Source organism: Streptomyces spiroverticillatus (assembly GCA_014650415.1).
GTDB lineage: Bacteria > Actinomycetota > Actinomycetes > Streptomycetales > Streptomycetaceae > Streptomyces > Streptomyces spiroverticillatus.
In genome coordinates this window covers 265621-287281 of the sequence record BMUX01000008.1, presented here as the reverse complement: position 1 = coordinate 287281, position 21661 = coordinate 265621, and the positions used below count along the sequence as shown (strand labels likewise).

Annotated in this window: 20 protein-coding genes; 10 read left to right on the top strand and 10 right to left on the bottom strand. The window is 71.7% G+C overall.

The genetic code is table 11. The annotated features are described in order from the left end of the window. Positions 1 to 30: 30 nt before the first annotated feature. Entirely contained in the window at positions 31 to 300 is a 270-nt protein-coding gene (locus IE269_RS22945; RefSeq protein WP_189824962.1) for a hypothetical protein, read from the top strand. Positions 301 to 313: 13 nt separating this feature from the next. Here the strand turns inward: IE269_RS22945 and IE269_RS22940 are convergent, their stop codons facing one another. The 3 genes from IE269_RS22940 to IE269_RS22930 all read right to left on the bottom strand — a co-directional run bounded on the left by IE269_RS22940 (position 314) and on the right by IE269_RS22930 (position 2403). Continuing rightward, complete coding sequence (locus IE269_RS22940; protein WP_308436976.1) at positions 314 to 1123, bottom strand: PIG-L family deacetylase; 810 nt, start codon at positions 1121 to 1123, stop codon at positions 314 to 316. Positions 1124 to 1289: 166 nt separating this feature from the next. After that, positions 1290 to 1949: a GOLPH3/VPS74 family protein gene (locus tag IE269_RS22935; RefSeq protein ID WP_189824960.1), complete on the bottom strand. Its 660-nt coding sequence runs from the start codon at positions 1947 to 1949 to the stop codon at positions 1290 to 1292. A 169-nt stretch (positions 1950 to 2118) separates the two neighbouring features. Further along, the gene (locus IE269_RS22930; RefSeq protein ID WP_189824959.1) at positions 2119 to 2403 is read right to left on the bottom strand and encodes a hypothetical protein; all 285 of its coding nucleotides are present in this window, start codon (positions 2401 to 2403) and stop codon (positions 2119 to 2121) included. A 259-nt stretch (positions 2404 to 2662) separates the two neighbouring features. Here IE269_RS22930 and IE269_RS22925 point away from each other — a divergent pair, with 259 nt between their 5' ends. Continuing rightward, a complete protein-coding gene (locus tag IE269_RS22925; RefSeq protein ID WP_189824958.1) occupies positions 2663 to 5845 on the top strand; it encodes a bifunctional cytochrome P450/NADPH--P450 reductase in 3183 nt (1060 codons plus the stop codon). A gap of 67 nt (positions 5846 to 5912) precedes the next feature. On the opposite strand, the gene IE269_RS22920 is transcribed toward IE269_RS22925, so the two are convergent. Then, positions 5913 to 6536 carry a TetR/AcrR family transcriptional regulator gene (locus tag IE269_RS22920; protein WP_189824957.1) on the bottom strand — a complete coding sequence of 208 codons (624 nt, stop codon included), beginning with the start codon at positions 6534 to 6536 and terminating at the stop codon, positions 5913 to 5915. Positions 6537 to 6710: 174 nt separating this feature from the next. On the opposite strand from IE269_RS22920, the gene IE269_RS22915 reads away from it, so the two are divergent. From IE269_RS22915 to IE269_RS22900, 4 genes are all read left to right on the top strand, one after another. Then, on the top strand, positions 6711 to 8258 hold the full coding sequence (locus tag IE269_RS22915) for an alpha/beta fold hydrolase (protein WP_229898082.1): 1548 nt from the start codon (positions 6711 to 6713) through the stop codon (positions 8256 to 8258). 68 nt (positions 8259 to 8326) lie between these two features. Beyond that, positions 8327 to 9025, top strand: a complete 699-nt coding sequence (locus IE269_RS22910; RefSeq protein WP_189824956.1) for a response regulator transcription factor — start codon at positions 8327 to 8329, stop codon at positions 9023 to 9025. Continuing rightward, the gene (locus tag IE269_RS22905; RefSeq protein WP_189824955.1) at positions 9025 to 10422 is read left to right on the top strand and encodes a HAMP domain-containing sensor histidine kinase; all 1398 of its coding nucleotides are present in this window, start codon (positions 9025 to 9027) and stop codon (positions 10420 to 10422) included. Before IE269_RS22910 ends, IE269_RS22905 begins: the two co-directional genes overlap by 1 nt. Continuing rightward, positions 10419 to 11045: a DUF2461 family protein gene (locus IE269_RS22900; RefSeq protein ID WP_189824954.1), complete on the top strand. Its 627-nt coding sequence runs from the start codon at positions 10419 to 10421 to the stop codon at positions 11043 to 11045. Before IE269_RS22905 ends, IE269_RS22900 begins: the two co-directional genes overlap by 4 nt. A 12-nt stretch (positions 11046 to 11057) precedes the next feature. Here the strand turns inward: IE269_RS22900 and IE269_RS22895 are convergent, their stop codons facing one another. The 6 genes from IE269_RS22895 to IE269_RS22870 form a co-directional block, all read right to left on the bottom strand. Continuing rightward, entirely contained in the window at positions 11058 to 11717 is a 660-nt protein-coding gene (locus IE269_RS22895) for a response regulator transcription factor (protein ID WP_189824953.1), read from the bottom strand. Positions 11718 to 11746: 29 nt separating this feature from the next. Further along, positions 11747 to 12943, bottom strand: a complete 1197-nt coding sequence (locus IE269_RS22890) for a sensor histidine kinase (protein ID WP_438817604.1) — start codon at positions 12941 to 12943, stop codon at positions 11747 to 11749. Between the two features lie 20 nt (positions 12944 to 12963). Further along, entirely contained in the window at positions 12964 to 13491 is a 528-nt protein-coding gene (locus tag IE269_RS22885; RefSeq protein WP_189824951.1) for a hypothetical protein, read from the bottom strand. A gap of 141 nt (positions 13492 to 13632) precedes the next feature. Further along, positions 13633 to 14646, bottom strand: coding sequence for a 3-oxoacyl-ACP synthase III family protein (locus IE269_RS22880; RefSeq protein WP_189824950.1), 1014 nt, complete (start codon positions 14644 to 14646; stop codon positions 13633 to 13635). Beyond that, complete coding sequence (locus IE269_RS22875) at positions 14643 to 14906, bottom strand: acyl carrier protein (RefSeq protein WP_189824949.1); 264 nt, start codon at positions 14904 to 14906, stop codon at positions 14643 to 14645. The genes IE269_RS22880 and IE269_RS22875 overlap by 4 nt, the downstream gene beginning before the upstream one ends. Then, entirely contained in the window at positions 14903 to 16840 is a 1938-nt protein-coding gene (locus IE269_RS22870) for a ThiF family adenylyltransferase (RefSeq protein WP_189824948.1), read from the bottom strand. Before IE269_RS22870 ends, IE269_RS22875 begins: the two co-directional genes overlap by 4 nt. Positions 16841 to 17159: 319 nt before the next feature. On the opposite strand from IE269_RS22870, the gene IE269_RS22865 reads away from it, so the two are divergent. The 4 genes from IE269_RS22865 to IE269_RS22850 all read left to right on the top strand — a co-directional run bounded on the left by IE269_RS22865 (position 17160) and on the right by IE269_RS22850 (position 21544). After that, positions 17160 to 17705 (top strand): EF-hand domain-containing protein, encoded by a 546-nt coding sequence (locus tag IE269_RS22865; protein WP_189824947.1) that lies wholly within the window; start codon positions 17160 to 17162, stop codon positions 17703 to 17705. Between the two features lie 187 nt (positions 17706 to 17892). Continuing rightward, positions 17893 to 19140 carry a hypothetical protein gene (locus tag IE269_RS22860; RefSeq protein WP_189824946.1) on the top strand — a complete coding sequence of 416 codons (1248 nt, stop codon included), beginning with the start codon at positions 17893 to 17895 and terminating at the stop codon, positions 19138 to 19140. Next, positions 19124 to 19903, top strand: coding sequence for an alpha-ketoglutarate-dependent dioxygenase AlkB (locus IE269_RS22855; RefSeq protein ID WP_189824945.1), 780 nt, complete (start codon positions 19124 to 19126; stop codon positions 19901 to 19903). Before IE269_RS22860 ends, IE269_RS22855 begins: the two co-directional genes overlap by 17 nt. Before the next feature lie 153 nt (positions 19904 to 20056). Beyond that, entirely contained in the window at positions 20057 to 21544 is a 1488-nt protein-coding gene (locus tag IE269_RS22850) for an IMP dehydrogenase (protein ID WP_189824944.1), read from the top strand. Positions 21545 to 21661 lie beyond the last annotated feature (117 nt).

Genomic DNA, 21661 nt, shown 5'->3' with positions numbered 1-21661 from the left:
CCCGGGGCCGACCGGGGCATCTGGTGGTGCATGAGCACTCACGAGGAGCACACGGTGCGGGACCTGGGTCCCATGGAACGCGGTACGTCGCAGCGGGTGGCCTCGCGCCACCGCATGTGGTCGGTGGCCTGGAGCGCGCTGTGCGTGCTGGCCGCCCTGTGGTCGGTGGCCTGGGCCGTCGGGGCGATCGCCGGGGACGGCGACGCCTGGGCGTTCGCCGTCCCCGGTCTGGTGCTGCTCGCCGGGGCGCTGTGGGCGCGGCGGTCCGCCATACGCAACAGTCCGCCGCGCCACCTGTAGCCCCGGCTGCGGCTCAGCGCAGGCCGGCGAAGAGGTCGGTCTCCGGCAGCGGGGCGCAGGTGGGGTCCTGGACCCGGACGAAGGTCTCCATGCCCATCACCTCGCCGAACTTCTCCTTGCCCATCTTCAGGAAGAAGATGTTCTCGCCCTGGCTGGCGTGCGCGACCAGGGAGTCGAACTTCTGGCCGCTGAACGCGGTGGTGTCCACCCACGTGGTGATCTCGTCGTCCGGCAGACCGATCTCCGCCATCGCGGCGGTCTCCTCGGGGTCCGGCTCCGGCATCTCCGGGTCCAGCTCGCGCAGGGTCTCGCCGAAGCGCTGCATCGCCGAGCGGGGCATGGTCGTCCAATAGACCTTGGGCGTGAGGTCGGTCAGTGCCACGGCCGCCATGGTGATGCGGTGGGCCTGGATGTGGTCGGGGTGGCCGTAGAAGCCGTTCTCGTCGTAGGTGACGACGACGTCGGGGCGGTAGTGGCGCATGAGGTCGGCGAGGCGGGCGGCGCCCTCCTCGACCGGGGTCTGCCAGAAGGAGCCGGGGGCGTCGTTGCCCGGCCAGCCCATCATTCCGGAGTCGGCGTAGTCGAGCGTCTCCAGGTCGCTGATCTTGAGGACCTCGCAGCTCTCCTGGAGTTCCTTGCGACGCATGCGGGCGACGGCTGCGGGATCGTGTCCGGGTTCGCCGGGCTTGACGCCCCCGGGTCCGTCTCCGCAGCCGCCGTCGGTACAGGTCACCAGGACCGTGCGGAAGCCCTCCGCCGCGTAGCGCGCCAGGACTCCTCCCGTACTGGTGGCCTCGTCGTCGGGGTGGGCGTGCACTGCCATGAGGGTCAGCGGCCGGTCGGTCCGGTCAGTCATGAAAAAGTCCTCCAACGGACAACGGGACGTACGCAACGTATTGGTCCATCCAACCGTGCCGACCGGTCCGAGTGTTCCCGTGGCGGCCGCCCGATTCTCCGTACGACCTACGACGCCGGAGGCATGAGCCGGCTCACGGGCCGCGCCAGAGGTTGGCGAAGGCGGCGTTCTCGATGGAGCGCCGCTGGCGTACGGCCTCCAGTTCCATCAGCGCGTCGTGGACGGCGGCCACCACCGCCGTCGTCGCCTCGTCGCCGAGCCCGCCGAACTCGGACCCGGCCCCGGACTCGGACCCTGCCTCGGGCTCGGGCTCGGGCTCGGGCTCGGACACAGCCTCCTCGGCGCCGATGCCGACGGCCGCGGCGAGAGCGGCCAGGACGGGTTCCCGCTCGTTCCAGCGGTCGGCCGCGGCGCGCCGCGCGGGGGTGTCGGCGGGGGTCACGCGCTTCGCGCCGAGGGACAGCCGGCCGCCGCGCTGCCGCGTCAACTCGCCGTCCTGCTCCAGCGCCGCCTGGTAGGTGGCCGCGAGGTCCTGGCCCCGGCGCCACAGCCAGTCCTCCACCCGCTCGTACGGCTCCTGCCGGACGAGTCCCGCCGCAGCTTCGCCCAGGACGCCGTCGTACGTCGCCGGCTCCCCCGGCCGTATCCGGTCGAGCTCCACGGCGACCGCCCCCGCACCGACGAGGTCGATCAGCTCGGCCCCGGCCAGCGCGAGCGAGAGGTCGCCCTGCCCGACGGGATGTTCCGGCCCCTGGTCCACGACCGTGAGGAACAGGTCTCTCGCTGTCGTCATGCACGACTCCCCTCGTAGCGGTACGTCCCCGGGCCCGGGGCGACCGTCTCCGCCAGTATCGCTCCGGCGTACTGCCGGCTCCGTAAAAACCCGTACACAGCACGAAGCCCCGCCCTGGAGAGCCGGGGAGCCGACGAGGGCGGGGCGACGCGTCATGCGGAGACGGCACTCACTGCACGGCGCCCTCCGGGAGGCAGACGTAGCCGGGCCCCCAGGCGTTGCGCTCGACGTGGCTGGGCGGCAGGCAGTTCTGCCAGACCTCGAAGTACGCCGGATCCTCCATGATCAGCCGCTGCTCGTCCGGGGACGCGGCGACGTACCGGTCGAAGGTCTCGTTGGACATGATCACGGTGCCGTGCTCGGGGCAGTCGGCGGCGAGGGCGGGCGCTGCGGTGCCGATCGCTCCGGCCACCGCGAGCACCAGCGCGGCGAGGGACGTACGGGTACGGGACATGGGAACTCCGGGGTGAGGGCCGACGAAGGATGTCGTCCCGTCTAACCCCACGGGCCCCAAAGGGTCACGCGGGCACGCGAGGTGCGGGGCGGACACCGCGCGGGGGCGGACGTCGTACGGGTCGGTTCGGTTGCCTGTCTTCGTTGTGCCGAGCGACACGTTCTCCCGACATTGTCACTCGACAATGTCGAGCGATAAGTTGTGTTCGACGCAAGCGACTTGGCGAGCGACTCGGCACGGACGAGAGGCGGACGGACCCATGACCCACACGGCCACGGTCACCCCGGCAGAGACGGCAGCGGCGAACACCCCCATTCCCGAGCGACCCGCGCTGCCCCTGCTCGGGCACGCCCTCGACATCCCCCGGGGCGCGGACGGGCTCCTCCACCTGGTCAAGGAGGTCAAGGAGTTGGGCCCGGTCTACCGGGTGCGGGCCTTCGGCAACGAGACCGTCGTGGTGGGCGGTCTCGACCTGGTCGCCGAGCTGGCGGACGAGACCCGGTTCCGCAAGAACGTCCACCAGGACCTGGTCGAGATCCGGCAGATCGCCGGCGACGGGCTCTTCACCGCCTACGCCCACGAGCCCAACTGGCAGAAGGCGCACGACATCCTGATGCCCGCGTTCTCGCTGGGCGCGATGCGCGGCTACCACGCCACCATGCTCGGCGTGGCACGCTCGCTGATCGCCAAGTGGGACCGCATGGCGGGCAGTTCACCGGTGGACGTGCCCGCCGACATGACCCGGCTGACCTTCGACACCATCGGGCTGTGCGGTTTCGGGTACGACTTCGAGTCGTTCCGCAGCGAGAAGGCGCACCCCTTCGTGGACGCGATGGGCCGCGCGCTGGCCTTCACCCAGACCAAGAGCGAGTCGCTGCCGGGCACGGAGATCTTCCGGTGGAAGCAGGCGGAGCGGTTCCGCGCGGACGCAGCGCTGATGACGGACCTGGTGGACGAGGTGATCCGGCAGCGCCGCGCCTCCGGCGACACCTCCACCGACGACCTGCTGGGCCGAATGCTGCACACCCGCGACGCCGTCACCGGAGAGCCGCTGGACGACCTGAACATCCGCCACCAGGTGATCACGTTCCTCATCGCGGGCCACGAGACCACCAGCGGCGCCCTGTCCTTCGCCCTGCACTACCTGACCAAGCACCCCGAGGTGCTGGCCCGCGCCCAGGCCGAGGTCGACGCCCTGTGGGGCGACACCGACACGCCGTCCCCCTCGTACGGGGACGTCGGAAAGCTCACCTACCTGCGCCAGGTCCTCAACGAGAGCCTGCGGCTGTGGCCGACCGCGCCAGCCTTCGCGGTGGAGCCGTTGGAGGACACGGTCATCGGCGGCACGTACCCGGTCCGCAAGGGCGAGACGCTGCTGGTGCTCACCCCGGCGCTGCACCGGGACGCGGCCTGGGGCGAGAACGTCGAGCTGTTCGACCCCGAGCGGTTCGCCCCCGAGCGCGAGGCGGAGCGGCCCGTGCACCTCTTCAAGCCGTTCGGCAGTGGCGAACGGGCCTGCATCGGGCGGCAGTTCGCCCTCCACGAGGCGACGCTGCTGCTCGGCCTGATCGTGCACCGCTACCGGCTGATCGACCACGCCGACTACCAGCTGAAGCTCCACCAGTCGCTCACCATCAAGCCCGATGGCCTCACCCTGGGCCTCGCCCGGCGCACCACGAGTGACCGACGGATGCCCGTTTTCACCCCCGAGGCCCCCGCCACGGCGAAGCCCCGACTCCGGGCATCCGCAACCACGTTGACCCTCCTCCACGGCTCCAACCTCGGCACCTGCGCGGGCCTCGCCCGCGACCTGGCCGCCGAGGGGGACGCGTACGGGTTCAGCTCCTCGGTCGCCCCGCTCGACGCGCGGGCCGGAGAACTGCGTGCCGCCGACGGGCCGTTGGTGGTCGTGGCCGCCTCGTACAACGGCCGTCCGACCGACGACGCCGTCCGCTTCGTGGAGCGGCTGGACGGGCTGGAGCCGGGCGCGCTGGAGGGGCTGCGGTACGCCGTCCTCGGCGTCGGCGACCGCAACTGGGCCGCCACCTACCAGTACGTACCCACCCTCATCGACGAGCGGCTGCGCGCCGCCGGGGCCGTGCCGCTGCTGGAGCGCGGGGCGGCGGACGCCTCGGGGGACTTCGCGGGGACCGTGGACCGGTGGAGCGCGGAGCTGTGGGCGGCGCTGCTCGGCCAGTACGGGGGCGAGGCCCCGCAGGAAGAGCCCGAGGAGGCCGGACTCTACGCCCTCACCGACGTGCCGGCCTCGGTCGTCGGCGAGCTGGCCGACCGGCACGGCGTGCGGCCCATGCGGGTCGTGGAGGCGTACGAACTCGTCGACATGGAGCACGAGTTGGGCCGCTCCAAGCGCTTCCTGAAGATCCGGCTGCCGGAGGGCACCACGTACCGCACCGGCGACCACCTGGCCGTCCTGCCGCGCAACTCCGAGGCGCTCGTGCGCCGGGTCGCCGACCGGTTCGGCCTGGACCTGGACCGCACCGTCCGGCTCGACGCGTGCCGCCGCAGCCGGGCCGCGCTCCCCGTCGACCGGCCGCTGACGCTGCGCCGCCTGCTGACCGAGTTCGTGGAGCTCCAGCACCCGGCGACCCCGGAGCAGATCGCGCTGATCGCCGAGCACACCGCGTGCCCGCCCGAGCGGCAGGCGCTGCTGGCCGCCGGTGCGGAGGCCGCCGACGGGCGCAGCGTCCTGGACGTGGTGGAGACGTACGCCTCCTGCACGCTGCCCTTCGAGCGCTTCCTGGAGACGCTGCCCGTCCTGCGTCCGCGCCAGTATTCGATCTCCTCCTCCGCCCAGGCGTCCCCGGGCGAGGTGGACCTGATGGTCTCGCTGCTCGCCGCGCCCCACCGCAGTGCCGCCGGGACCTTCCGGGGCGTCGCCTCGTCCTACGTACAGACGCTGGAGGCCGGGGACGAGGTGCTGGCCAGGGTGCTGCCGTGCGCGGAGCCCTTCCGCCTCCCCGCGGACGACACCGTCCCCGCGATCCTGATCAGCGCGGGCACCGGCCTGGCGCCCTTCCGGGGAGCCGTCCTCGACCGCCTGCACCAGGGCTCCACCACGCCCCTCCTCTGCTACTTCGGCTGCGACCACCCGGACGTCGACCACCTGCACCGCGAGGAGTTCGAGCGGGCCGAGGCGGCGGGCGCGGTCGGCATGCGCCCCACGTACTCCCGCGCCCCGCAGGACGGCGTGCGGTACGTCCAGGACCGCATGGCCCGCGAGAGCGCCGAGATCTGGGCGGTCCTGGAGGCGGGCGGCCACGTCCGCGTCTGCGGCGACGGCCGCCGGATGGCCCCGGCGGTGCGCGAGGCCCTGATGGCGGTGTACCGCGAGCACACGGGCGCGGGCGACGCGGAGGCGGTGGCGTGGCTGGACGCACTGAAGGAGTCCGGCACGTACGTCGAGGACGTGTGGGCGGGCTGAGGCCCCTTTCGTACGGTACGGAGGCCCCGTGCCCGGTGATCACCGGGCACGGTGCCTCCATACGTGCTCAGGCGGCGGGCAGCGGGACCTCGTCCAGGGTGCCGCCCGACAGGGCGACCGTACTGGAGACCAGGGCCTGGAGGCAGTGGCGTTCGGCGGCCTCGTCGGGGAGGGTGAGGAGCTGGAGGCTGAGGCCGTCGAAGGCGCCGAGGAAGTAGTGGGCGACGACCGGTGCGGGGACGGCCAGGCGGTGGCCGGTCCGCTCGGCGACCTCCTCGATCAGGCGGGACGTCACCACCTCCACCTGGTGGTGGTGGCTGTGCAGGACGTCGTGCAGCTTCGGGGTGCGCAGGGCGAACAGGGTGAGTTCGTTGAGGAGTTGGTGGGTGGCGGGCTGCTCGCGGACCGTGTGCCACAGGGCGGTGGCCATGGCGGCCAGGCTCTCGGCGAAGCCGCCGTCCGTCGGTGCGGTCCGTTCGACGTGGTCGACGAGGTTCTGGGTGAGCTGCTCCATGACGGCCCGGTACAGGTCTTCCTTCGTGCCGAAGGTGTAGTGCACCGTGGCCTGTGCGACGCCGAGCTCGGCGGCGATCGCACGGGTACTGCCGGCGGCGACGCCCTCGCGGGTCATGAGGGCGATGGCCGCCTTGACGAGTTGGGGGCGGCGCTCGGCCGCGGTCACGTGAGCCATGACCGCACTCTATCGACATGGTCGTTCGAACGAGTCACCCGCTCGCCCCGAGGGACCTCCGTCCGCCCCCACGGATTCTTACGTTGCTTTGTCATTGCTCTGCCGTCGCTGTGAAACGGGCCCGGCAATGTCGTTCTCGCACCGGAGAGCAAGATCGAGAATGAGGAGCGGACGATGACGTACAAGCCCACGAAGACCGTGAAGCAGGCAGGACTGGCACTCGCGGTCACCACCCTGCTGGCCACCGGCGCGACCATGCTGCCGGTGAACACCCCGGCGATGGCCCCCGTCGCCGCGTCCGCCCCGGCCTGGTGCCCCGCCGTCCCCGGCCACCGGGTCGACTGCGGCTCCCTCGACCGTCCGCTGGTCGCCGACAAGACCGCCCTCGGCAAGGTCAAGGTGAGCTACGCGGTCGTACGGCACAGCGGCAGCGGCCCCGCCAAGGGCACCGTGGCCGTGAACACCGGCGGCCCCGGCGAGGTCGTCATCGACCGGGCCCCCCTCTTCCAGCACGCACTGGGCGACCTCGTGAAGGACCACGACCTCCTCCTCGTCGACCCGCGCGGCACCGGCCGCTCCGAGCGCATCCCCTGCGGGGTCACCGACGCCGAGTACCGCTTCGGCACCCGCGCCCAGCAGCGCGCCGCCGTCGAAAGATGCGCCAAAAACCTCGGGCCCAAGGCCGCCGCCTACACCAGCGCGGCCACCGCCGACGACATCGACGCCGTCCGCGCCCGGCTCGGGGTGCGCCAGCTCTCCCTCTACGGGCTCTCGTACGGCACGTACCTGATGCCCGTGTACGCCTCCCGGCACCCGGAGCACGTCCGCTCGATCGTCCAGTCCGGCGCCTACCCCCTGAACTTCGACCCCCTCGCCCGGCCCCAGGCTCAGGCCGTCTCCAAGTCCCTGCACCGCGTCTGCGACCGCAGCCTCCGCAAGGCCTGTGACGGCAAGCAGGCCGTGAACGACCTGAAGACCGTCGCCGCCCGGCTGCGGGCCCGGCCGATGACCGTGCCGGTGACCACCGAGCACGGCACGTACTCCGTACGGTTCACCGAGGGCAAGCTCGCCAATCTGCTGTACGAGGCGGCCAGCCGCGAGGTCGGGTCCGCACCCGGCGAGCCCTCGCTGCTCGGCCAACTGCCCGCCGCGCTCAACAAGTTCACGCGCGGCGACACCACCCCCCTGCGGACTCTGATCCAGGAGGACGGGGCGTCCGGCAGCCTGGAGGACCAGGCCCCGTACATCGGCGTGGTGTGCAACGACTACCGCCAGGCCTGGTCGGCGAAGGCCCCGGTGGCCGAGCGGTGGCGGCAGTACCGGGCGGCCCTCGCGGGCGCGGGGCGCGGCGAGCACGGCGCGTTCAGCGCGCAGGGGTTCAACGAGGGGCCCACGGACGGCGGTGACGTCTGCATCGGCTGGCCGCGCGAGAACACCGCACCGCACCCGCAGCCCACGCACCCCAAGCTGCCCGACGTCCCGGTCCTGGTCCTCTCCGGCGACCTCGACGCCAACACCCCGGACGCCAACGGCATCAAGGCGGCGAAGCAGTTCCGCGACAGCCGCTTCCTGTCGGTGCGCAACACCGGGCACGTCCCGGAGTGGGAGCAGACCGGCTGCGTGACCGGCGTCTCGACCCGCTTCCTGCGCACCGGCGGCACGGGCGACACGTCCTGCACGCGCGGCCTGGAGCCGATCACCGTCGCGCCCGTGGGCAAGTGACCCCGATGGACGGCCAGTACGGGCAGCCCGGTGCCGTGACCAGGCACGACACCGGCGAAGATGATCACATGAGAGACGCAATCGAGCGCCCCCGCACGGTGCTCGTCGCCGAGGACGACCCCGGAGTGCGCAGCACCCTGGACCAACTGCTGCGCTTCGAGGGCTACAAGGTCCTGCTGGCCGCCGACGGCCTGGAGGCCCTCGGCCTCCTGGAGCGGGAGCGCCCCGACGTGGCGGTGCTGGACGTGGTGATGCCGAACCTGGACGGGCTCGGCCTGTGCCGGATGCTGCGCAGGCGCGGGGACCGGCTGCCCGTACTGGTCCTGACGGCACGTCACGAGGTCGGCGACCGGGTGGCCGGGCTGGACGCGGGCGCCGACGACTACCTGGCGAAGCCCTTCGCCACGGAGGAACTCTTCGCACGGATACGGGCGTTGCTCCGCCGCACCGAGCCCGCCGATGTGGGCGGCACGCTCGGCGTCGGGGACCTGACCCTGGACCCCGAGACCCGGCTCGCCTTCCGGGGAGAGCGCCAACTCGACCTCACCAAAACCGAGTTCGACGTGCTGGAGCTGCTGCTGTGCCACCCGGGCACGGTGCTCACCCGCTCGCAGATGTACGAGAGCATCTGGGGGTACGACTTCGACACCACCTCGCGCTCCCTGGACGTCTACATCGGCTATCTCCGCCAGAAGACCGAGCAGGGCGGCGAACCCCGGCTGATCCACACCGTCCGCAGCGTCGGCTACACCGTGCGGGCCGCCTGATGGCCCGACGGCCGCACCTCATGCTCCGTACGAAGATCACCGCCGTCGTCGTCGCGGCCGCCGCCCTCGCCATGACCCTGGCGGCCGTCATGTCGTACCGGGGTGTCAGCGATCTCGTGGGCGAGGAGATGGAGCGCGGCCTGGAGGACCGTACGCACACCGTCCACACGCTGGTCTCGGCGGGGCTGGCCCCGCCGCCCCGGCGGGGCATCGCCGACCAGGTGGTGTCCGAGCGGGGCACCGTGCGCCGCCTCACCCCCTCGGGCCCGGAGATCCCCGTCTCGGCCGCCGCCCTGGAGGTGGCCCGGACGGGGAAGGGCGGGCACCTGGAGGACCTGGTGGTCGACGGCACCGAGTACGGGGTCCTGACCCGGCCGCTGCCGCGCGGGGGCGCGGTGATGGTGGCCCAGTCCTACGAGGGCGCGGCCCGGGTGGACGACGCGTTCCTGTGGCGCGTCACCGGCACGACGGCCGCCGCCCTGGCCGTGTCCGCGCTGCTGAGCTGGTTCGTCGTGGGCCGGGTGCTGCGCCCGGTGCGCCGGCTAGCGCGGACCACCGCGCACATCACCGCCACCCGGGACCTGACCACCGAACTCCCGCCCGCCGGACCCGACGAGGTGGGCCAGCTCACCCGGAGCTTCGCCTCCATGCTGAACGCGCTGCGCCGCTCCCGCGACCAGCAGCAGCGCCTGGTCCAGGACGCCAGCCACGAGCTGCGCACCCCGCTCACCTCGGTGCGCGGCAGCGCCGAACTCCTGCAACGGGGGCGCGGCAGACTGGCCGCCGAGGACGAGGAGCAGATCCTGAGCACGCTGGTCACCGAGACGGCCGCCCTGGACGACCTGGTGCGCGAGCTGGTCGAGCTGGCCACCGACCGGTACACCGACGAGCCCCCCGCCACCGTCGACCTGGCGGTCCTCGCCGAGGACACCGCGCTGCGCCACCGCACCCGTACCGGCCGCACGATCACCGTCACCACGGACGATCCCCTTCCGGTACGGGCCAGGCCCCGCGCCCTGCAACGCTGCGTCGACAACCTCCTGAACAACGCGGTGAAGTTCAGCCCGGCGGACACCCCGGTCGTCCTGCATGTCGAGGGGTGCCGACTGTCCGTACGGGACCGGGGTCCGGGCATCGACCCGGCGGACCGCGAGGCCGTGTTCGACCGCTTCTACCGGGGTGCGCGCACCCAGTCCACGCCGGGTTCCGGTCTCGGGCTGGCGATCGTGCACGACAGCGTCACGGCCGACGGCGGCACGGTGTTCGCGGGGGCGGCCGAAGGGGGCGGCGCGGAGGTCGGCCTCACCCTGCCAGCGGCCGGGCCCGCTCCGTACGCACCCGTCGTCGGACGGCGGCTCCGCAAACACGTGCCGCAGGCCCGTAGGATCCGCGAATGAGCGGAACCTTCGGCGGATGGCCGGAACAAGCCTTCGACGTACTGCTGCAGTTGGAGGGAGATCCCCCGCACGACGCGCGCGAGAAGCTCCGCAAGGAGAGGGAGCGGCACGTCCGGCAGCCCATGATCGCGCTGCTGAACGACGTGGCCGACGCCAACCCCGACCTGGAGGACTTCTCCGTGTGGGGCTTCCGCAAGGAGGTCTGGTGGTGGCAGCACCAGGGCGCGGTGATCAGGTTCGCGCCCCGGGTCGAGATCGGGCTCCGCTTCGACCTCGACGGCCTGCACCTCAAGGCGGGCTGGCACTACGCGCTCCCCGGCCAGGTCCAGCGCTACCGGGCGGCGGTCGCCGCCGTCGGCAGCGGCACGGAACTCGCCGAACTGCTCGACGTGCTGCGTCCGCGCGGCTACGAGATCACCGGCGACCTCATGACCCGCATGCCGCGCGGTCTGCCCGCCGACCACCCCCGCGCGACCCTGCTGCGGCACCGCTCCCTGCTGGCCGTCCGCCCCCTGGCCGGGGACGCCGACGCGCTCACGTCGGCTCCCGTGGGCCAGGTGGTCGAGGCGGCCCGGGAGCTGACCCCCTTGCTCACGTGGCTGGCTCGCGCCACGTCCCCGTGACCTGCCCCGGCCTCAGGCCAACCCCGCCGCAATCGCCCGGCGCACCGCCTCGGCGCGGTCGCGGATGTCCGCCTTGGCGAACAGGTTGTTGATGTGGGTCTTCACCGTGGCCTCGCTGATGAAGAGCGACTCCGCGATGCCCCTGTTGGGCAGCCCCTGCCCGATCAGCGCGAGCACTTCGCGTTCGCGCGGCGTGAGGTCGTCCGGCAGGTCCTGCGCCGGCGGCCGGGCCTGGGTCCTGACCGTGGCGAGCAGCCGGTCCTGGACCTCGCGGTCAAGCACGGACTGACCTGCCGCAGCGGCCCGGATCGCCCGGGTGATGTCCTGGCGCCCCGCGTTCTTGGTGAGGTAGCCGCGCGCACCCGCACCGAGCGCGCCCAGGATCGACGCGTCGTCGGCGAAGGTGGTCAGCACGACCACCGCCACCTGCGGGTGCTCCTCGGCGAGGCGTCGCGTGGCCTCGATGCCGTCCATGACCGGCATCCGCAGGTCCATCAGCACCACGTCGACCGGCCCGGCGGCCACGGCCTCCAGCACTTCGCCGCCGTGGGCGGCCGCCGCGACCACGTCGATGTCCTCGGCCAGGCCCAGCACCGCGGCAAGCGGTTCCCGTACGGCCGCCTGGTCGTCGGCGACGACCACCCGCAACGGGCCGCTCTGTTCACTCGTCATGTACGCATCCTCCTCGCCCCCAGGGCCACTCACCCCGGAATCACCGCCTCCACCTGCCAGCCGCCCGCGTACGGCCCCTCGACGACCGGGCCCGCCGTGACCGTTCCTGCCAGCAGCGCCACCCGCTCGCGCATGCCGATCAGCCCCATCCCGCTGCCGCCCGGCCGGGGTGCCTCACGGGCGGCGGGACCGTTCCGTACCACCAGCGTGGTCGACGCGTCGGCGAACGCCAGCTCCACAGCGACCACTCCCCCGGGAGCGTGCCGGGCGGCGTTGGTCAGGGCCTCCTGGGCGATCCGCAGCAGGTTCTGCGCCGTCTTCGCCGGTACGTCGCGCACGGCACCCGTGACGCGCAGGACGTCGTGGTGACCGGAGGACTCGACCATCGCCGTGAGGCTCTCCACCAGCGGCAATGCGTCCTCGCGCAGGGCGTGCACGGTCCACTGCGCCTGCTTCAGGCTCTCCTTGACCAGGCTGTGGGCCTTGCCGTTGGCCTCGCGGATGCGCTCCAGGTCGCCGGTGTCGATCAGGGCGTCGACCAGTTCCAGCTGCATGTTGATCCCGGCGAGCGAATGCGCCAGTACGTCGTGCACGTCCCGGGCGATCCGGCCGCGCTCGGTGAGGACGGCGGTCCTGGCCTCGGCGCGTGCGGCGCGTTCCGCCGCCTCGGCGGCCGCCAGCGCCGACCGTACGCTCTGCTTCTGGCTGCGGTTGACGATACCGACCAGCACCGGGGCGGCGGTGACGAGCCCGAACATCCAGGTCTGCCCGTCGTACCCGGGCCGCAGCCACAGCACGGCCGCGCACAGCAGGCCGCAGGCCCCCGCGAGGGCGAGGGCCTGCCTGGTGGGGAGCCGGTAGCCGATGTGGCCGGCGACGAAGAAGGCGAAGAGGTAGCTCGTACCCCGGTCGCTGACCGCGATCAGCGCGGCGGCCGCGACGACGGCGAGCGAGAGCCAGCCGAGTGCGAGGCGCGGCGGCACTTTGTGCTCGGGCAGCCGCCGGGCCAGCAGCGAGGCCGCGTTGACCACGAAGAGGGCGGTGACGGCGAGCCCCTGCCCGGTGACGCCCATCGGCCGGATGGTGAGGGCGCCCACGACGATCACCGCGAGGGTCGCCACCCACTGCACGCGCGGGTCCTGCCCCGGGACGGGCCGCTCGGCGCTCTCCCGGCTCTCCCGGCTCTCCCGGCTCTCCCGGCTCTTCTGGCTCTCCTGCTCGGACACGAGCCCAACGTACGACATGATCAGGCCGCACGGTCCAGGACGGGCACCGGCCGGACCGCCGCCCGCGCCCGACGGCCGCGCAGGTAGATGGTGCCGACCCGGGTGACGACCTCGGTGAGCGCCATCAGGACGAACGCCGTGACCCAGGCCTGCCCGCTGGTGATCTGATGCGCGGCGCTGAACCGGGCGACGCTGTCGGCGCCCCCGCCGTGCTCGACCCAGACCTGGAAGCCCATCCGGGCCCCCATGCCGACGATCCACAGCACGGCGGACACCGCGCCCGCCTTGATCAGCAGGTGGCCGTCGAGGGCCCGGATGCGGGTGTAGATGCCGCCCGCGACGCCGAGCACGGCGCCCGCGCCCATCAGGGCGGCGATCAGGACGAGGTCGTTGCCCGCCGTGGGGATCTCGTCGAGGTACGAGTACGCCACGTACGACACGATCGCGAGCGGCAGCAGGAAGGTCTTGGCGTCGAGCCGACCTTCCCGCAGCTGCCGGAAGACGATGAGGACGAGGGCGATGTCGGTGATCCACTCCGTTGTTGTCATGCCCTCAAGACTGCTGAGAAACGGCCTCCGGCACCTGGACCCACGGGTGGAACCGGGGGTGGAGATCCGGGAGGAGCCGGGGGTGGACGGCCCGCTTTCCGGGGGTGGACGGCCCTCTCTCCGGGGGTGGACGGCCCTCCGTCACAGCCAGCGCTGCACCACCCCCGCCCAGCTCATCCCCGCGCCGACCGCCGCGTGCAGGACGGTCGTGCGCGGGGCGAGGCGTCCGTCGGCGCGGGCCGTGTGCAGGGCCATCGGGATCGACGCCGCGCCCGTGTTGCCGTAGGTGTCGGCGGTGATGACGAGCTGCTCCGGGGAGATGCCGAGTTCGGTGCCCAGGGTACGGAGCATGCGGGGGTTGGCCTGGTGGGGGACGACCAGGTCGATCCGGTCCAGGGGGAGGCCGCAGGTGCGGGTCAGGTCCTGGACGATGCGCGGGAAGACGTCGTGGAAGTAGGCGGCGACCGCTTTCCCGTTCATGTGGAGGTAGTGGCCGCCCTCGGCGAGACTGCGCGCGTCGGCGGGCCGCGCGCTGCCGCCCGCGCGGATGCCGACGATGTCCGCGAGCGCGCCGTCGCTCCCCTGCACGCTGCACAACAGGCCCTCGCCCTCCCCGGCGGGCCCCACGACGACCGCCCCGGCGCCGTCGGCGAAGAGCACACCGGTCGACCGGTCCCGGGGGTTCTGGAACTTCGAGAACGTCTCGGCCCCGATGACCAGCGCACGCCCCTGCGGATACGAGGCCGTCAGGACGTCGCGGGCCAGCTTCAGGGCGTTGAGGAACCCCGCGCAGGCGCCACCGATGTCGGTCGCCCAGGCCCGGTGCGCACCGAGGCGGTGCTGCACCCGGCAGGCGGTGGCGACGGCGAGCTGGTCGGGGGTGCTGGTCGCCAGGAGGACGACGTCGATGTCCCCGGCGGCGAGCCCCGCGTCGGCCAGGGCGTCGGCGGCGGCCGCCAGCGCGAGGTCGGAGGTGGCCTCGGCCGGGTCCGCGTAGTGGCGGTGGGTGATGCCGGTCATGCGCTCGATCCAGGCGGGCTCCACTCCGTACTGTTCGGCGATGTCGGCGTTGCTGACCCGGCGCTCGGGCACGTGCACACCGAGCCCGAGGATTCCCCACGCGGTGTGCGGGGCGGTCATGTGCGGGGCGCTCATGTGCGGGCCTGCTCGGCCGATGCCTCGTGCACCACGCGGGCGCATCGGGCGACGGTGGTCTCCGGCTCGGCCAGCAGGGCGTCGTCGACGGGCGCACCGAGTTCCTCCTCGGCCCGTACCGCGATCTCGACGACTTGCAGCGAGTCCAGGTCGAGGTCCTCGACGAGCCGGCTGTCGGGGGTGATCTCCTCCACCGGCAGCTGGGCGACGGCGGCGACGATGGCCGTCACGCGGTGCAGGGTGTCAGCGGGAAGGGTCATGAGATCTCCTGTACTGAGAGGGAAGGGGCGACGGTGCTCCGGTCGCCCGAGGTGAGGACTTCCAGGTCGGTGTAGAAGCGCCCCGAGGGGCGGGGCAGGCCCAGCAGGATGCGCCGGGCGGCCTCGGCGGTGAGCGCGCCGCCGAGTGCGACGCCCGAGGCGAGCTGGGGCCAGCTGCTGAGGGTGGTGCCGATCTGCCCGACGGCGGCGGTGAGTTCGGGGCTGAGGCGTTCGCGGTCGACCATCGTGAGGATGACGTCGACGGCCTGCTGCGGGGTGAGGTCGGTCAGGTCGCGGGAGGTGGTGTCGCCCAACAGGCCGTGCAGGAGCGGTCGTTGGGGTTCGAGGTCGAACCGTTCGACGTCCAGCAGGCCCCGGTCGTTCGCGTCCATGACGACGGGGATGCCGAGCACGCGGGCGTGTTCGCGGGCGGCGACCTTCACGTACGGGGTGTCGCACTCCTCGACGAGGAGGTCCAGGGGGCCGGTGCCGCCGCTGAAGAACTCCTCCATGGTCTCGTCGGTGAGTCCGCCGGGGTGGATCTCGATGTCGAGCCAGGGGTCGAGCTCCAGCATCTGCCGGGCCGCCAGCACGCACTTGTTCAGGCCCAGGTGGTGCACGCCCGCCCGCAGCCGGTTGAGGTTCGAGACGCTGAGGGTGTCGAAGTCGGCCAGCCGAAACGATCCGCCGATCCCCTCCATGGCGAAGGTCAGCGCGGCACTGCTGCCCACGGACAGCCCGATGACGCCCACCCGGCACCCCAGCAGCCGCCGTTGCTGTGCGCGGTCGATCCGCCCCCGGTTGCGGTCGGTGCGCACGAGCCGGAACTCCTCGCGGGGCAGCAGATGCACCAGCCTCCCCGACCACGGGTACCAGACCCAGGTGCCGTACTCCTGCCTGCCCGCCCCGCCCAACTGCTCGGCCACGGCCCGCTCCACCGCCTCGGGCGAGGAGCGCAGTCGGGGTTCGCGGCTGGTGACCAGTTCCGCAAGCTGGTCCTCGATCGTGTCCCGCACCTCGCGGACCGCACCCGAGTCGAGCAGCTCCCGCAGTCGCGCCCGGTCCTCGGCACGCCCGAGCTCGAAGTGCACGGGCCGCCAGCAGGGCTCGGCGCCGTCGTCGGCGCGCGCGCTCGCAGCGGCCAGCCGCTCCCCGCACGCACGGATTTCGCGTACGTCCGAGGCCCGATCGGCTACGTCCGGGGCCTGACCGCATACGTCCGAGGCCCGACCGAACTCGCCGCCGAGCCCCGCCTCCCGCGCCGGGACGGTGGCGGCCGGGAAGAGGTCCTCCAACTGCTCGACGAGCCCGGCGTGTTCGCCCGCCGGGAGCGCGGACCGGTACAGCATGATCACGACGTCCTCGGTGTACCGCTCGACGTAGCGCCTCGTCCCGGGAATCGCGTGGAAGCCGAACCGCTCGTGGAACCGGTCCTGCCCGTCCGCCGTGCCCGAGGTCCCGATCATGGCCTTGGCTCCCAGGCAGCGGGCGGCAGCCATGGCGAAGGCGTTCAGGTACACCCCCAGGCCCAGCTTGCGGGCCTGGTGTTCGACCACCAGCCGACTGTGCTCGAACGTTTCAGCAGTGCCGAATCCGCACTCCCGGAGCAACTCCTCGTACACCTGTGACCCCAGGTAGGCGCGGGTCTGGAACAGCTCGCCCGTCTCGGGCGTAGACAGCCGCACGTAGCCGAGCGGCGGGCCGTCCGGCTCCCGCCTGCCGACGAAGTGCCAGGCGCCGAAGTCCAGGTCCTGGTCGTCGGCGTACCCGCCGTCCGTCGTACGGAAGTCGGGCCTGCGGCCGTGGTCGAAGAGGATCCGGGCCCGCAGCTCCCTGATCCGCCGGACGGCCTCCGCCTGCTCCTGCCCCCCGGCGTCGAGCCGGAAGGCCGAGACGTGCCATGGTGCGCCGTCGGGCGCGGAAAAAACGTTCATGTCACGCACTCCTCGCGAGCTTCAAGGCGCGCGCTCCCCGCGCGTCGACGATCACAACGAGCGCTCCACCGAACGGTTGCGCCTCATCTGATATCGGACAGACGTATGACGCAAAACCTGAACTGGCGACAGGGGAGGCCGGGTTCGAGGCGAACACCTCACACGATCGAATGACCCCTCGCACGTCAATGGGCCACATGGGTGACATCGCGGCCCGGTCGCACGGCTGCGCTCTGTCATGGTTCTCCCCGTCCGCCAGGACAACTCCGCCCCGCCCGCCGTCACTCCGCGGCCGGGCCCATCCGCAAAGGACCACCCCATGCCAGACGTCATCCAGGACAAGTGCGACCGCCTGTTCGCCCTGTACGACACCGACGGCAACGGCCACCTCGACCACGAGGACGTCACGCTCATGGTCGACCGGATCCTGGCCGGCAGTAACGTTCCGGCCGACTCCCCGAAGGCGGCCGCCCTGGCGGCGGAGTACGACGCCTGGTGGCAGTCCCTCCTCGCGCACGCCGACGTGAACGGCGACGGCGTCATCACCCGCGAGGAGTTCCGGGCCACCATGGGCGGGCGCGCCCTCGACGACCCGGCCCTCCAGGGCACGGTCCGCAAGGCCGTGGACGCGGTCTTCAGCGCCCTGGACTCCGACGACGACCACGAGATCCCGGCCTCCGTGCTGGTCGCGATGTTCACCCGGGGCGGCCTGAGCCAGGACGACGCGACGGAGGCCGCGAGCGTCTTCGACCTCGACGGCGACGGCACCATCACCCGCGAGGAATACGCCACGCGCTGGCTGGACTTCTTCACCACCGACGACCCGGACTCCCCCGCCAACCGCATCCTCGGCAACCTCGCCTGACGGCGGAAGCCACCCCGGGCACGGGGGTCGACGGCGGGCCGGGGTGCCGCAGGAATTCATTGCCCGCCGTCGGACCCCCGTGAGACCATCGAGGTCCAACGGTCCGGCTCCTTCCGTGCGTCTCGCCACGCATGGCGAAGGGGTGCGGACCATTGCCTTGTCCACGGGGAACGGCAGGTGCCGCACGATGAACACAGCAGGGTCGCGGGAGGCGTACGTCGAGGATGCGAGCAACATCCTGGTCGCGCCCCCGACGCTTCACGGCCACCCATCGGTCCGGGACTTCTTCGGTTCCGTCGTGGCGCCGGAGGATCTCGCGCCGGGGGCCCTGGGCACCCCGGACCTCGCGGGGAAGACCGTCTACCTGTGCGGTGACGTCTCCGGGCTGGAGGCTTCCCAACTCGGCGCGGCGGAAAGGGTGTTCGTCGTACGGGAGTTGTCTCGCAAGGACGGGGAGGACGGCGAGGCCCCCGGGAGCCCCTGGCCCGTCGTGGACCTCGGCCGGGTTCCCGCCCGTGTGCACGGCGCCGGTGTCTACTACCCCCGCTTCTTCGCGCCCGGCGACGACCACTTCGGGCGGATCGGCGCGGAACACGCGTTCCAGCCGCTGACGGAGTCCACCAAGCCCGGAACGGCCCACCGCAGCGGCATCTATCTGACCCCCGTCACCCGCGAGGGCGACGCGCTGCACTTCCGCCTGCTCCGGTGCTCCACCAACCTCGCGGGACCGACGGAGACCTTCCGCCCGACCGACACGAGCATCGTCGAGGCCCTCAACCGCGAGGCCGCCGTCGTCTTCCGCAACCACGCCCCGCTCAATCACGTCCTGGCGCAGATCTACCACAACACCGTTGCCGCGGAAGGCCGCAAGCAGTCCAAGGCGAAGATCTCGGCCCACGCCGACAAGACCAAGGACATGCCCGCCAACGGCATCATGGCCTTCTGCACCTTCTACCAGGGGCTCGAAAAGCTGCACCCCATGGCCGACGACCCCTTCGACCACGGGGTGAAGAAGGCGAGCGGGCTGACCCGGCTCGTCTTCCGCCTGAAGGACCCGGCCGGGGAACGCGACGAGGCCACGCTCCCCCAGCAGTTCACCGTGACCCTGCACCCCGGGTCCGTCTTCTTCATGCCGCTGTCCACCAACCGCCTCTACACGCACGAGATCCGGCCCTCGGGACTGGACGCCGGTCTGCTGCCCACCCGTCTGGGCTACGTGGTGCGCTGCTCGGACACCGAGGCCGTGCACAAGGACGGCGAGACGTTCCTGAAAACTGCCGACGATCTGGTGAAGCTGGGACCGCCCACCACCGAGGGAATGGACGAACTGCGCCGCCTGTACGCCGAAGAGAACAGGACCACGTCTTTCATCGACTACGGCGACAGATTCCTCTTCAGCATGAACACGGGAGACTACCTTGCCCCCCGAATCTAGGATCGCGGATCAATTCCGCTCCTACGCTCTGCCGCTCCCGGGGAACCTCTTCCCGGAACTCTCCGTGTCGGCCCTGCTGGAAGACGCGGGAAAGGGGCGGCGCGGCGGCGTACTCACCCGGGTCGACGCAGGCAGTGGCGTTCCTCTCGTACGCACGACCACTCAATACGACAACCCCGCACAGGAATTCCGGCCGGTGCACGAACAACTGGCCCAGCAAATCCAGGAGCACGCCCACATCCCGATCGGCTTCAACAACGCCCTCATCGAGAACTACACAAACACCTACCGCACCATGGGCAGCCATTCCGACCAGGCTCTCGACCTGGCCGATGATTCCTTCGTCGCCGTCTTCTCCTGCTACGAGAATCCCGAATCCGGCCCGCCGCGCACGCTGATCGTCGAATCGAAGGAACCCGGCGACGACGAAAGAGCTGAAATCCCTCTCACCCACCACGGATTCGTCACATTCTCCGTCGCATCGAATCGACGGTTCAAGCACAGAATCGTCCTGGATACGTCGGGCCGTGCGGCGGAGAACCAATGGCTGGGCCTCACCTTCCGTACGTCCAAAACCCTGGTCCAGTACCGAGACGGACACGCATACCTCCCCCAGGGCGTGCGCCTCACCTCCGCCGACGAAGCGCAGCGACGCGAGTTCTACCGCCTGCGCCGCCGCGAGAACACCGAGTCCGACTTCGTCTACCCCCACCTGACCTACACGGTCAGCGACAGCGACCTGTTGCCGCCCGCCCGCCCCTGACCGGCATCGGTCAACTGCCCGTCCCTGCGCAGCCGGTGGGCTCGGCCCGTGCGGTACCATCTCGCAACCCGACCGGCCGGCGACGCTCACGTCCGCCCGCGCAAGCCCCGCCGATCCACCCTCAATCGGTGCGGGCTCCTCCCTGGAGAACACTTGAAAATCCTCCCCGAGATCTCTCGTACCCTCAGTGAATACCTGCTCATTCCGGGCCTCACCACAGAAGACTGCACACCGGACACAGTGGACCTGGGGACGGCTCTGGTACGTCACCGGATCGGCGAGGAGTCGGGGGTACGGATCGCCACTCCCCTGGTGAGCGCCATCATGCAGGCGGTGTCGTCGCCCGAGCTGGCCGTGGCGCTGGCCCAGGTCGGCGGCCTGGCGTTCATCCACCAGAACCAGCCGGTCGAGGAACAGGCCGCGGACGTACGGGCGGTGAAGCGGCACAAGGCCGGTTTCCGGACCATAGAGGTCACCGTCGGTCCGGACACCCCCCTCGGCGAGGTCGCCCGGCAGCTCTCCGCCACCGAGCAGGGCGTGGCCGTGGTCACCCGGAGCGGGGACACGGAGGGCGCGTTCCTCGGGATCATCAGCCTCGACGACTTCCACCTGGAGCGCCACGGGGCGCACGAGAGCGCCGGCAGCCGGATGCGGGGGCGGGCGGGCCTGGTCACCGCCCCGGTCACGGCCTCCCTCTCCGAGGCGAACGAGCTGATCTGGGAGCACCACCTGGACGTACTCCCGGTCCTGGACGGCGACCGGGTCGCCTCGCTCGTGCTGAAGCGGGACTACCAGGCGCACAAGACGTACCACCGCGCCTCCGTGGACGGCGAGAAGCGGCTGCGGGTGGGGGCGGGCATCAACTCCCGCGACTTCAAGGACCGCGTCCCCGCGCTGGTGGAGGCCGGGGCGGACGTCCTGTGCCTGGACTCCTCCGACGGCTACTCCGTCTACCAGGCGAAGACCCTCGAATTCGTCCGGGAGACGTACGGAGACGCCGTGTCCGTCGGTGCGGGCAATGTCGTCGACGGGCGCGCCTTCCGCTATCTGGCGGATGCGGGCGCCGCGTTCGTAAAGGTCGGGATCGGCGGCGGCGCCATCTGCACGACGCGGGCACAGAAGGGCATCGGCCGGGGCCAGGCCTCCGCACTGCTCGACGTGGTCGAGGCGCGCGACGCGTACGCCCGGGAGACCGGTGTGCACGTCCCCCTGTGCTGCGACGGAGGTCTTCTCAACGACTCGCACATGGCCATGGCGCTCGCGATGGGCGCGGACTTCATCATGCTGGGCCGCTACTTCGCCCGGCTGGACGAGAGCCCGTCGCCGAAGGTGCAGATCGACGGCCAGTGGTACAAGGAGTACTGGGGCGAGGGCTCGCAGCGCGCTCAGAACGCGGCCCGTTACGGCCAGGGCGGCCGGATGGTCTTCGAGGAGGGCGTCGACGGTTTCGTACCGTACGCGGGCAGTCTGTACGACAACGTGGAGCGCACCCGCGCCAAACTCACCTCCACGATGATCAGTTGCGGCTCGACGAACCTGCGGGACTTCCACCGCGACGCGGTGCTGGTGCCGGTGTCGGCGGAGTCCTTCAAGCAGACCGGGGCCGAGGTGCAACTGCGGCGGCCCACCGCTGATCATTAGGTCTCCGGTCAGGGATCGCCGGGCTTCCGGCCGCCGTGGCGATCGTGGTGCAGGCTGCCGCCAACAGCTGCTGGTGGCAGCCACGTTGGACCGGGAGAAGGCCGCGGTCCGCTTTCT